General features: G+C 28.9%; 14 protein-coding genes. 9 read left to right on the top strand and 5 right to left on the bottom strand.

Annotated features, from left to right (window positions below; genetic code table 11):
* The coding region (locus tag CBD51_000915; protein RPG60457.1) for a DUF5103 domain-containing protein at nucleotides 1-677 on the bottom strand (677 nt) is incomplete at its 3' end.
* 139 nt (nucleotides 678-816) lie between these two features.
* Between CBD51_000915 and CBD51_000920 the strand changes: the two genes are divergently transcribed.
* From CBD51_000920 to CBD51_000950, 7 genes are read left to right on the top strand one after another with little or no spacing between them, the layout of a single operon-like run.
* A complete protein-coding gene (locus tag CBD51_000920; protein ID RPG60458.1) occupies nucleotides 817-2,163 on the top strand; it encodes a Na(+)-translocating NADH-quinone reductase subunit A in 1,347 nt (448 codons plus the stop codon).
* A complete protein-coding gene (locus CBD51_000925; protein ID RPG60459.1) occupies nucleotides 2,163-3,389 on the top strand; it encodes an NADH:ubiquinone reductase (Na(+)-transporting) subunit B in 1,227 nt (408 codons plus the stop codon). Before CBD51_000920 ends, CBD51_000925 begins: the two co-directional genes overlap by 1 nt.
* Nucleotides 3,382-4,131 carry an NADH:ubiquinone reductase (Na(+)-transporting) subunit C gene (gene nqrC / locus CBD51_000930; protein RPG60460.1) on the top strand — a complete coding sequence of 250 codons (750 nt, stop codon included), beginning with the start codon at nucleotides 3,382-3,384 and terminating at the stop codon, nucleotides 4,129-4,131. Before CBD51_000925 ends, nqrC begins: the two co-directional genes overlap by 8 nt.
* A 6-nt stretch (nucleotides 4,132-4,137) precedes the next feature.
* Nucleotides 4,138-4,782 carry an NADH:ubiquinone reductase (Na(+)-transporting) subunit D gene (locus CBD51_000935; protein ID RPG60461.1) on the top strand — a complete coding sequence of 215 codons (645 nt, stop codon included), beginning with the start codon at nucleotides 4,138-4,140 and terminating at the stop codon, nucleotides 4,780-4,782.
* Between the two features lies 1 nt (nucleotide 4,783).
* On the top strand, nucleotides 4,784-5,398 hold the full coding sequence (gene nqrE, locus CBD51_000940) for an NADH:ubiquinone reductase (Na(+)-transporting) subunit E (GenBank protein ID RPG60462.1): 615 nt from the start codon (nucleotides 4,784-4,786) through the stop codon (nucleotides 5,396-5,398).
* Between the two features lie 2 nt (nucleotides 5,399-5,400).
* Nucleotides 5,401-6,696: an NADH:ubiquinone reductase (Na(+)-transporting) subunit F gene (locus tag CBD51_000945; protein RPG60463.1), complete on the top strand. Its 1,296-nt coding sequence runs from the start codon at nucleotides 5,401-5,403 to the stop codon at nucleotides 6,694-6,696.
* The gene (locus tag CBD51_000950; protein RPG60464.1) at nucleotides 6,644-7,678 is read left to right on the top strand and encodes an FAD:protein FMN transferase; all 1,035 of its coding nucleotides are present in this window, start codon (nucleotides 6,644-6,646) and stop codon (nucleotides 7,676-7,678) included. Before CBD51_000945 ends, CBD51_000950 begins: the two co-directional genes overlap by 53 nt.
* On the opposite strand, the gene CBD51_000955 is transcribed toward CBD51_000950, so the two are convergent.
* Complete coding sequence (locus tag CBD51_000955) at nucleotides 7,618-7,827, bottom strand: membrane or secreted protein (GenBank protein RPG60465.1); 210 nt, start codon at nucleotides 7,825-7,827, stop codon at nucleotides 7,618-7,620. The two genes, CBD51_000950 and CBD51_000955, sit on opposite strands and share 61 nt — an antisense overlap.
* On the bottom strand, nucleotides 7,824-8,837 hold the full coding sequence (locus tag CBD51_000960) for a UDP-N-acetylmuramate dehydrogenase (GenBank protein RPG60466.1): 1,014 nt from the start codon (nucleotides 8,835-8,837) through the stop codon (nucleotides 7,824-7,826). The genes CBD51_000955 and CBD51_000960 overlap by 4 nt, the downstream gene beginning before the upstream one ends.
* A gap of 56 nt (nucleotides 8,838-8,893) precedes the next feature.
* On the opposite strand from CBD51_000960, the gene CBD51_000965 reads away from it, so the two are divergent.
* Nucleotides 8,894-9,973 carry a glycosyltransferase gene (locus tag CBD51_000965; protein RPG60467.1) on the top strand — a complete coding sequence of 360 codons (1,080 nt, stop codon included), beginning with the start codon at nucleotides 8,894-8,896 and terminating at the stop codon, nucleotides 9,971-9,973.
* On the opposite strand, the gene CBD51_000970 is transcribed toward CBD51_000965, so the two are convergent.
* Both CBD51_000970 and CBD51_000975 read right to left on the bottom strand, forming a co-directional pair.
* A complete protein-coding gene (locus CBD51_000970) occupies nucleotides 9,947-10,834 on the bottom strand; it encodes a glycosyltransferase (GenBank protein RPG60468.1) in 888 nt (295 codons plus the stop codon). The genes CBD51_000965 and CBD51_000970 overlap by 27 nt on opposite strands.
* Nucleotides 10,818-11,483 (bottom strand): ATP-binding cassette domain-containing protein, encoded by a 666-nt coding sequence (locus CBD51_000975; protein RPG60470.1) that lies wholly within the window; start codon nucleotides 11,481-11,483, stop codon nucleotides 10,818-10,820. The genes CBD51_000970 and CBD51_000975 overlap by 17 nt, the downstream gene beginning before the upstream one ends.
* A gap of 210 nt (nucleotides 11,484-11,693) precedes the next feature.
* Between CBD51_000975 and CBD51_000980 the strand changes: the two genes are divergently transcribed.
* A partial coding sequence (locus CBD51_000980) for a hypothetical protein (protein ID RPG60469.1) occupies nucleotides 11,694-12,606 on the top strand: 913 nt, incomplete at its 3' end.

Raw genomic sequence — 12,606 nt, forward strand, 5'->3', positions numbered from 1 at the left:
ATAATAATTTTTAATTCATTATTTGGATTTTTAATGCCAATTTGACTGTAGTTTTTAATATAAAAATCAACCTCTTGTTTAGTGTCTCTATCTTTAGATAGTGTAGCTTTCTTAATTGCTACTTGTATGTCCAAAATATCTTCGTTGATACTGAATCGTTTGGTTGCTACAGGAATTTGTCTAGAATCATCATAAATTAATACAATGTAATTTCCTGATTTAGTAAAATTTACATTTTCATTAGGAAAGAAAAAATTATAATGACAATAGTTTGTTAAAGTATTAAATGAATATGTGTAATCAGTAATGAAATTATGATAGAACCCGTTTAGGTATTCAGATTGTGAAATATCAGATAAATTCCACTCAGCGTCACAATGAATAAATGTATACGCATAGTCATGAAATTCGTTTGATAAAATATCAAAGGATAGTTTCAATGTTTCAGTTGAGTTTAGTTTAATAATTGGATCTAATAGTGGATTTACATTATTTTCAATTTTTAAAGTTTTACAATAATTATAATAATTGCTATTACTTTGATTTTCTGATAGGTTGTAATTATGGTCTTTTAATTTGATTCTTTCATCCAAAATATTGAATGATTGAGATTGTAAATTAATGACTGTAATTAGAATTAAAATGCTTAAGTGTTTGACTTTTTTAAATTTTCGCATTGATTATTATTGAGTTTAGCAAATAAATTATAACTTATTATAAAATTAGTTGTTTAAAAATCATTACATATTTATATTTTTTTATTTTTGCTATTAATTTCAAATTTAGTCAATAATATTTAAACAAATTTTACTCCAAATGAATGTCAAAATTTCTAAAGGTGCTGACATTAAAATAAAAGGTTCTGCCGATCGTGTTTATGCAAATGTTGCAAATTCTAAATACTATGCGGTAAAGCCTGGTGATTTTCATCTACTGATTCCAAAAATGGTAGTTAAAATCGGAGACTATGTACAAGCAGGAGATATTTTGTTTTGTGATAAAAATTCTGAAGGCATCAAGTTTACATCCCCAGTCAGTGGTTATGTTAATGATATTGTAAGAGGAGAAAAACGTAAAATATTAAAAGTTATTATTGAAGCCGATGAAGAAATTAAATATAAAAAATTTAACACTTCTGACCTGTCGACTTTAGATAAAAATCAAATTATTGATCATTTATTAAATGCCGGTTTGTGGCCCTTAATTCGCCAAAGACCATTTGCTACCATTGCTAATCCTTCGGATAGTCCAAAATCAATTTTTATATCATCATTCGATTCTGCTCCTTTAGCTCCTGATAACGATTTTATTTTCCACGGTGATGACTCTGTATTTCAGTTGGGTCTTGATCTTGTTGCACAACTTTGCGATGGTACTACTCATTTAAATTTGGATGGAAATTCAAACCCTGCAAAAGTATTCAGCAATGCTAAGGGTGTTCAGATTAATCATGTCTTTGGACCTCATCCTGCTGGCAATGTAGGTGTTCAGATTCATCATATTGATCCTATAAATAAAGGTGATGTTGTATGGTATTTAACCCCTCAAGATATTGTTACAATTGGAAAGTTTTTTAGGGACGGTAAGTATGATGCCTCTAAAATAATTGCTTTAACAGGTTCTAAAGTTAAAAAGCCCAGATATTATAGAGTTATTCAAGGAACATCAATAGACCCAATAGTTAAGAGTAATTTAGTTAATGGTGAAAAGCGCTTTATAAGCGGAAATGTCTTGACTGGTAAAAGAATTAGCTCAGATGGTTATTTAGGTTTTTATGATTTTCAAGTATCTGTGATTACTGAAGGAAATTATAGTGAGTTCTTTGGCTGGTTGTTACCGGGTATTCATAAATATAGTTTGTCTAGAACCTTTTTCTCATGGTTAGTTAGTAAACGAGAATATGATTTGGACACTAATAACCATGGTGAAGAAAGAGCATATGTAGTTACGGGCCAATATGAGTCTTATATGCCAATTGATATTTTTCCTGTGCAATTAATTAAGGCAGTTCTTATTGAGGATATAGAATTAATGGAAAAGCTTGGGATTTACGAAGTTGATACAGAAGATTTTGCACTATGTGAATATTCTTGTACTTCTAAAATACCAGTTCAGTCAATTATTAGAAAAGGACTTGATATAATTAAAAAAGAATGTAGTTAATGAAGTTAATGCGTAACATATTAAAAAAAATAAAACCACATTTTGAAAAAGAGGGTGCTTTACATAGTTTGTATCCGGCATACGATGCTTTCGAGACATTTTTATTTGTTCCAAATCACACCTCTCAATCAGGAACTCATATTAGAGACTCTGTAGACCTTAAAAGAACAATGGTAATTGTGATTATTGCTTTGCTACCTTGTTTGTTTTTTGGTATGTGGAATACAGGCTATCAATATCATTTACAATTGGCTAGCACTGGCTTAAATGATATGATTAGTGTTACCAATTGGGATAATTTTCTTTTTGGTTTTTGGAAATTTATGCCATTAGTAATTGTATCTTATGTTGTAGGTTTAAGTGTGGAATTTGCCTTTGCGGTTAATAGAAAACATCAGGTTAATGAAGGTTATTTAGTTACCGGAATGTTAATTCCTTTGACCATGCCAATCGATGTTCCATTATGGATGTTGGCACTTGCTGTTATATTTGCGGTAATTATTGGAAAAGAAGTTTTTGGGGGAACTGGGATGAATATTCTAAACCCTGCTTTAACAGCTAGAGCTTTTATTTTTTTCGCATATCCTACTAAAATGTCTGGTGATAAGGTGTGGGTCCATTCTGCTGATAAAATTGATGGTGTCTCAGGAGAAACTGCTTTGGGCCAATTAGCTAGTATGGTTAATGTTAACCCAAATGATGAGACTATTATTAGTAAGATGAGTGAATTTTCTTCAGATGGTGCTTATAGCTTATATAATTCATTCTTGGGTATCATTCCAGGATCTGTTGGTGAGACATCTGTAATTGCCATAATGTTTGGTGCTGCGATTTTATTGTTTACAGGCGTTGGTTCCTTTCGCATAATGGCTTCAATGTTTCTTGGAGGTTTATTCATGGCATTTATTTTTAATTTAGTTGCTCCGGATACTAATTTATTTATGTCTCTTGACCCAATTCATCAACTCTGTATTGGTAGTTTTTTGTTTGGAATGGTGTTTATGGCTACTGATCCTGTTTCAGCAGCACAAACTAATAAGGGAAAAATCATATATGGTTTTTTATGTGGAGTGTTGTCGGTTCTGATACGTGTTTTCAATCCTGCTTATCCTGAAGGTGTTATGGTGGCTATTTTATTTATGAATGTAATGGCTCCCTTAATTGATCATTATGTTATAGAAGCAAATATTAATAAGAGGTTAAAAAGATTAAAAGTTAATGAATAAAGAAACTAATCTATATACGTTTACATTTGCTATTATTATGGTTTTAGTAGTGGGTACTATTTTAGCTGTAACTTCAGAAGTACTTCAACCAAGAAAAAAACAAAATGCCACAGATAAAAAAATGATTGATATTTTAAGTGCTATTGGTGTCAATGCAAGTAGATCGAAAGCCCAAGAAGAATATAATAAGTATATTGTTAATGAAACTATTATTAATAATCAAGGAGAAATTATTGATGGATTAGCATTTAATATTGATGTATTGTTTCAATACAGAGATAAAACTTTATCTCCGGATGATTTTAAGTATCCTTTTTTTACTGCCGAAAAAGATAATCAAACCTATTATATTGTTCCAATGGCAGGAACCGGTCTTTGGGGCCCCGTATGGGGATTTATTGCTTTAGAAGATGATTTTAGCACTGTTTATGGTGCTGCATTTGATCATAAAGCAGAAACTCCAGGTTTAGGAGCAGAGATAAATACAGATATTTTTGAAAATCCATTTAAAGGAAAAAAAATTAAAAATAATATTGGAAAATTTGTCTCCGTTAAAGTGAAAAAAGGTGGTGCAGAAAAAGGTAATCCTCATCAAGTTGATGGTATTACAGGAGGAACTATAACTAGCGATGGAGTTTCTGACATGCTTGAAAATACATTACAGGTATATGATAACTATTTTTCAAAATTTAATAATGTAAATGACACTATAGTTCAAGTAATTAATAGTGATAATATATAACTTATAATGAAATCATTTTTTAACAAGCAACATCAAAAGCTAATTGCAGATCCTATGGGAGATCAAAATCCTATTACTATTCAGGTACTAGGAATTTGTTCAGCTCTTGCTATTACCACTCAATTAGAAAATGCTCTTGTTATGACTCTTGCTGTCATTTTTGTAATGACCTCTGCAAGCTCAATAATTTCAATTCTTCGAAATCACATTCCTAACAGGATCAGAATTATTGTTCAATTGCTAGTTGTTGCTTCATTGGTGGCTTTAGTTGATCAAATTTTAAAGGCTTTTTTGCCCGATGCATCAGAACAGTTATCAGTTTTTATTGGTTTAATTATTACTAATTGTATAATCATGGGTAGATTAGAAGCATTTGCAATGGGAAATAAACTATGGGACTCATTTCTTGATGCCTTAGGTAATGCTTTTGGATATGGTTGGATTTTAGTTGCTGTTGCATTTGTAAGGGAACTTTTTGGTGCTGGCAAATTAATGGGATATCAGGTTTTTCCTGAAAGTTTTTATGAATCAGGAGGCGGTTGGTATTTTAATAATAATTTAATGATTTTACCTCCAATGGCTTTAATAGTAGTGGGTTTAATCATTTGGATTCAAAGATCTAGAAATAACGATTTAATTGAGGAAAATTAATATGGACTTAGTAAATATTTTTATTAAAGGTGTTTTTATAGATAATATGATTTTTGCATATTTTCTAGGCATGTGCTCGTATTTAGCAGTATCTAAAACAGTAACTACAGCAAATGGATTAGGATTAGCAGTAATTTTTGTTTTAGGTATTACAGTTCCCGTCAATTGGATCTTAGAGAATTTTATTTTAAGTTCAGGCGCTTTGCATTGGTTAGGCGATGATTTTATTAATGTTGATTTAAACGTATTAAGTTTAATAATGTTTATAGCAGTAGTTTCAGCAATGGTTCAACTTGTTGAGATGATTATAGAGAAATTTTCTCCAGCTCTATATAGCTCTCTTGGTATATTTTTACCTTTGATTGCTGTTAATTGTGCTATTTTAGGAGGAGCTTTATTTATGCAAGAAAGACAATACTCTACAATAATTGAGGCTACTTCTTTTGCCTTAGGATCAGGTGTTGGTTGGTATTTAGCTATTGTTGCGATTGCAGCTATTAGAGAAAAAATAAGATATTCTAATGTTCCTGCTCCTTTAAGAGGTCTTGGGATAACATATATTATTACTGGTTTAATGGGTATAGCATTTATGTGCTTTATGGGGATAAAAATTTAATTATGATATATACTATAATTTCAGCAGTTGTTTTCTTTTTAGTTGTTATACTCTCTTTAGTTAGTGTTTTACTTTTTGCTAAATCTAAACTACTTCCTTCTGGTGAAGTTACATTAACAATTAATGGTCAAAAAAATATTCAAATAAATCCAGGTGGTACCATATTAGGTACTCTTGGTGATAATAAAATATTTTTACCTTCGGCATGTGGAGGGGGAGGTACTTGCGCCATGTGTAAATGCCAAGTTAACTCAGGTGGTGGTGAGATTTTACCAACAGAAAAACCATATTTTACTAGAAAAGAAATACAAGACAACTGGAGACTAGGTTGTCAAGTGAAAATTAAAAATGATATGGATATTAATATACCAGAAGAAATTTTTGGTATTAAAAAATGGGAATGTGAAGTGGTATCAAATTATAGTGTTGCTTCCTTTATTAAGGAGTTTGTAGTAAGGTTACCAGAGGGAGAAAACCTTGATTTTAAAGCAGGTGGTTATATTCAAATCGATGTTCCTGAAGTAGAAGTTCCATACAGTGATATGGATATTGCACCAAATCCAAATGACCCTGCTGGTGCTGAAAAGTTCAAGGGCGAGTGGGATAAATTCAATTTATGGGATTTGAGTATGAAAAATGACGAAGAAATTTTTAGAGCATATTCAATGGCCAACCATCCTGCTGAGGGCAATATAGTTATGTTAAATATTCGAATTGCAACTCCGCCTTGGGATAGATCAAAAAACACATGGATGAATGTTAACCCTGGTGTATGTTCTTCTTATGTGTATTCTTTGAAACCAGGTGATAAGGTTACCGTTTCAGGTCCTTATGGTGAGTTTTTTATAAAAGAAACGGATAATGAAATGATATATATTGGTGGAGGTGCAGGTATGGCACCTATGCGTTCACATTTATTTCATTTATTCCATACAATGAAAACATCTCGTAAGGTCACATTTTTTTATGGTGGTCGTTCCAAACGAGAATTGTTTTATCTTGACGACTTTAGAAATATTGAAAAGGAATTTTCAAATTTTAAATTTCACGTTGCATTATCTGAACCTCTTCCAGAAGATAATTGGAAGGAAAAAAAGAGTCTTGATGATGAAGGAGATGGTTTTGTTGGATTTATACATCAAATTGTAATCGATCATCACTTCAAGTTACATGATGCACCTGAAGATATTGAAGTGTATTTTTGTGGACCTCCTTTAATGAATCAAGCGGTGTTAAAAATGTGTGATGATTGGGGTATTCCAGAAGAAAATGTCGACTTTGATGATTTCGGTGAATAAATTTGGTTTTGTATTATTATTTATAATATTAACTTCTTGCTTGAAAAAAAAGCACGATACTTTTGTTCTTAGTGGTTATGCTCAAGGTACTACTTATACAATTAAGTACCATACGAAAAATAATATCATATCTAAGAAGTCTGTAGATAGTCTATTACGAGTTATTGACTTATCTATGTCTTCATATATTCCTAATTCAACTATTTCTCAAATCAATAATAATATTGATATACCATTGGACTCTTTAATTTATTATGTTTTGTCTAATTCGATTAAAATCTGTTATGAAACAAATGGAATGTTTGATATAACAGTTTCCCCTATTGTTTCTGATTGGGGTTTTGGTCCCAATAAAAAAAGAAAAGATTTAAATATTATTGATAATTCTTTATATGACGTTGGATGTGATAAAATAACTTTAGAGCAGAATAAACTTATAAAAAACGAATTAACACAAATTGATTTGAATGGAATAGCCCAGGGTTATACTGTAGATTATCTTTCAGATTTTTTCAGGTCAAATGGTATATATGACTTTATGATCGAACTGGGAGGCGAAGTTGTTTGTTCTGGAGATAATTTAGGTAATCTATGGAAAATCGGTGTTGATGCCCCAAATAATGTAAATAAAAAATTCGCATATATTTTAAAATTAAGTGATATTTCTCTAGCTACTTCAGGTTCATATCGGAATTTTTATTATTCTGATTCTATTAAAATTAGCCATACAATAAATCCTATAAAAATGTTACCAGTTACTAATCAACTTATTAGTGCAACTATTTTACACGATGAATGTATGTATGCAGATGCATATGCAACTGCGTGTATGTCATTTGGTTTAGATTCAGCAAAAAAATTTTTAAAAAGAAAAAATATAGTTGGTAGCTTAATCTTTGTAGAAGGAGATGATACCTTATATTATTTTTCAGAAGGGTTTTCCTCCTGTTTGCAAAATTCATCAGGTTCTGCTCCACAATAACTACATTTCTCCCCATTTTTATTCAAAAGGGGATTGTTACTAGCACATGTGCCACTAAATTGACCGTTTTTTTTGACAAGTATTTTAACACAAATGCCTAAAAAACATATTCCGATCAAGAATACAGATAAAATAATTGTTGAATTCATATAATCGATACTTCTTCTTCTAATTTAATATTAAATTTTCGATTAACATCTCTTTTTATTATTTGAGATAAATTTAGGATATCTTTTCCACTTGCATGACCATAATTGACTAGTACTAATGAATGTTTATCATAAATACCACATTTTTCTTCTACATTAACCTTCCGATTGAGATTTTCTATTAGCCACCCAGCAGGCATTTTTATATGTTTATTAGTTTTAAATGCTGGAACTTTAGGAAATGAGAGTTTTATTTTATTATATGTTTCTAAGTCAACAATTGGATTTTTAAAAAAGCTTCCAGCGTTGCCAATAACTTTAGGGTCAGGAAGTTTTCTTTTTCTAATCCCAATAACTATTTTTCTAATGTCTTTACTTTTAAAATATTTGTGATTTAAATTCTCTATTTCAGTTTTAATTGCGTGATAAGATAAGTTTGGGTTACTAATTTTAGATAGTTTAATTTTTACTTTTGTAATAATAAACTTTCCTTTTAAACTATTTTTAAAAATAGATTCTCTATATCCAAATTGACAATCTGCATTTTTGAAAATCTGTAATTTTTTAGTTTGTAAATTAATAGCCGTTAATTCTTGGAATACATCATTTAATTCAGTCCCATATGCACCAATATTTTGAATGGGAGCCGCACCTACATATCCAGGGATTAATGATAAATTTTCAATTCCAAATAAATTTCTTTCCGTGCTCCATTCAACAAACCGATCCCATATTTCACCTGCACCTACCTCAGCTATGATAAATTTATTGGTTTCATTTGTTATTTTAATTCCTTTAATTTGATTATGAATAACAAGACCTTTAATATCTTTGGTAAATAAAATATTGCTTCCCCCACCTAAAACAAATATTTTTTTATTAACTATGCTTTTGTTTTCTAGTAATTCAAAAATTTGTTTTTCTGATTGAATATTTATAAAACTTTCTGCATTTACATTTATTTTGAAGGTGTTTAGATCATGTAATGATTTATAATTTACTATATTCATAATGCTAATATAATTTGTTTTAAATTATTTAAATTGAATTAACAAATTAAATCAAATTGAAAAGAATTTTTATTTCTGTAACCAATGATTTGTCAACTGATCAGCGCGTACACAAGGTTGCATCCTCTCTTTTTAATAAAGGTTACAGTGTTTTTCTTGTAGGCAGGAAAGGTAAAAGGTTACAATTACGTTCTTATAATTGTCATCAATTGAATGTTTGTTTTAATAAGGGTTTTTTATTTTATTTAGAATTTAATATTAGGTTATTCTTTTTTTTATTATTTAAAAAATTTGACATCCTTTTATCTAATGATCTCGACACATTACTTCCAAATTTCTTTATTTCAAAAATAAAAAATAAACCAATCGTATATGATAGTCATGAATTATTTACTGAAGTTCCAGAATTATTGAATAGACCTTTTGTTAAATATATATGGCTTTGTATTGAAAGTTTTTGTTTACCAAGAATAAAGTATTCCTATACTGTTAGTGATAGTATCGCTGCTTATTACAGAGCTAAATATAAAATTAACATGTTTGTTATAAGGAATTTTCCAATAACTTTAGAAATACCTAGTGCTGAAAAAAATAAAAAAGAAAAAATAATTATTTATCAGGGCGCAGTAAATCGAGATAGAGGAATTCAGTTGATGATTCTTGCAATGAAATATGTCGATGCTCGACTTTATATAATAGGAGGAGGAGATCTTTTATTTAATACCAAAAAATTTGTTACTGCTCAAAATTTAGATGATAAGGTTGTTTTTTTTGGAAAGAGGAATTTTAATGAATTATTTTCAATAACAAAGACAGCAGATTTAGGGTTGTCTTTTGAAGAAGATACATGCTTAGCTTATAGGTATTCTCTTCCTAATAAAATTTTTGACTATGTTAATGCCGAGATACCAGTGCTTGTTAGCGATTTACCTGAATTTAAAAAAATTATTCTTCAGTACCCTATAGGTTCAGTAATTCAGTCTAGGAAGCCTATAGCTATTGCTAATCAAATGAAATTTTTATTATCTAATTCTGACAATAATTTTCATTCAAAAATAAAACTAGCTAAAAAAGAATTTTCTTGGTCGAAAGAAGAAAAGAAACTTTTTTCAATTTTTAAAAGTATCAAGGTCTAGATTAATTATAAGCCCTAGTTTATAAAGTTGGAATAATAAAAGACTAGGGTGTTTAGATCTTAAATTATAAACAATTATAGGTTTAAATAAAATAAATATTTTATTTATTAAATAATGAGCAAATGACAGTTTTTTCCACCATTTTAAAATTTTTATCTTTTCAATAATTTCTTTTTGTTGCTTGTAATTAGAAAGGTTTTTTAGCCCTGTTTCACAGTCATAAAGAAAATCATTTGCGTTTTTTAAACCTGTATGATATAAGGGATTATTAATATATCTAAATTCCATCGGACTTTTTATTTGAAATAAAACATCTTCATATCCATATGTTTTGATTTTTTCATCAAATGACACATGTTTAAATGCAGTTTTTTTAATTAAGAAGTGATGAGATGAGAAGTTTTTTTCTTTGCTCCTTGATTCTATTTTTCTTCCATATTTTTCATGAAGAATGGTTTTAGGATTATTATGTTTTTTATATACTGTTTTACCATAAAAGATTTGCTTTTTTTGATTAGTTTTAGATTGGATTTTATATTTTTTAACGAAATCTTTCGTTAGTATTTCTGAGTCACAATCAATAAATAATAACCATTCAAACTTAGCTTTTTTAGCTAATAAGTTTCGAATCGCCGATCTTCCAATATTATTGCTCAAAATTTCATATTTAACCTTTTTAAGGTTTGAAATTTTTTTATTTTCAAATAAGTTTACTGACCCGTCTTCAATACAAATAATTTCATATAGACTAGAGTTATATTCTTTTTGACATTGAATTGAAATATCAAGAATTAATTGATATACATCCCAGTTATAGCACGGTATTAAAATTGATAAGTTCATTTTATTTTTCAAAAACATTATTTTTTTCACAAATAATGGTTCTTTGAGGAAATTTATCCATTAGGTATTTATCATGCGAAGCCATGATAACAGTTTTTTTTGAAGTAATGTTTTGTAATAATTGAATTATCTCCTCTGATGTTTCAGGATCTAGGTTTCCAGTGGGTTCATCTGCTAATATGACTTCAGGATTATTGATTAATGATCTTGCAATTGCTATTCTTTGTTGTTCTCCTCCTGAAAGTTGGTGAGGTTTTTTATGTCCTTTTGTACCCATTCTTACAAGTTCTAATACTTCGGATAATCTCTGCTTTATTTTTTTATTATCTGTCCAATCAGTTGCTTGCATTACAAATAGTAAGTTATCTGCCACAGTTCGGTCTTCGAGAAGCTGAAAGTCTTGAAAAACAATTCCGATTTTTCTTCTTAGAAATGGTATCTCTTTCTCTCTAAGTTTATTTAAATTAAAATTTGCAATATGACCTTGTCCTTCAATTAGTTTTAAATCGCCATACAGTGTTTTAAGTAAACTACTTTTACCGCTTCCTGTTCTACCTATTAAGTAAACGAATTCTCCATTCATAATTTCAAAATTTACATCCTTCAATATAAGATGATTATTTTGATAAATTTGTGCTCCTTCTAAAGATATAATTGGTTGAGTAATATTCAATGTAAATTAATTAAATTAGACATTTGTTAATATGTATTTTAATGAAATATAAAAAATAAATGCAAATGTTAATTAATTTGTTGAAATTATTATACGTACGTTTACGTTGTATTTTTGAAAAATATAATTCAGATTATGAAATCTACCATGTATAGGTTGTTATTATTTTTTTTGATTGCTTTTAATTCTGTGTTTTCACAAAACATGAAACACGACTACAGTAAAGCCATAGATTGTTTTTTTAATGAAGATTATATATGTGCAAGAGAATATTTTGATAATTTTTTGAATAAACGTCCTTCTGAGTTAAGTTCTTTGGACGAACATGCCTCTTATTATCATTTTATGTCTGCTCTAAAACTATATCATCCTGATACAGAATTTTTATTTAATAATTTTTTGACATCTTATGAACTTAGCAATAAAAAAATAAATGCAATTTTTTTTATGAGTCAATATTTTTTTGAAAAGAAGAAGTATTTAAAAGTTGTTGATTTATTAAGTGACGTAAACTTATATAAATTAGAAAGAGATAAAAAAAGTCATGCTTTTTTTTATCTTGGTTACAGTGCTTTTTCGATAAATAAATTTGAGTTGTCTAAAAATTGTTTTTTTGAACTAATAAATTCTTTTGAAAATCCATATAAAGATGATGCTGTTTTTTACAACTCACAGTTATTAATTAATGAGGGAAATTATATAGATGCTTTACATGATTTAAAGTCTTTAACTTATTCAGAAAAATATGCTAAGGACATTCCTTATTTTATTTCAAAAATTTTATTTAATAAGGGTCAGTATGATACACTAGTAAATTATTTAGAACCTATTTTGGATTCTTCTAAGTATAATTATTATACTGATTTAGTTTTGTTACAAGCTCAGTCTTGTTACCAACTTGAAAATTTTGACCCAGCTATAGCTTACTTCGAAGAATACAAAGATTTGAAGGACACTTTAACATTGAGCCAAATTTATCAAATCGGGTTTTCTTATTATCGGAAAGGATTGTATGGCTTTGCAACAGATCATTTAAATAAAATACTAACATCAAATAATGATAGTATTTTGCAGTATGCTTTTTATTATTTAGCAGATTGTTATCGAAAAAGCAATA

Source organism: Flavobacteriales bacterium TMED191, from assembly GCA_002171975.2.
GTDB lineage: Bacteria > Bacteroidota > Bacteroidia > Flavobacteriales > TMED113.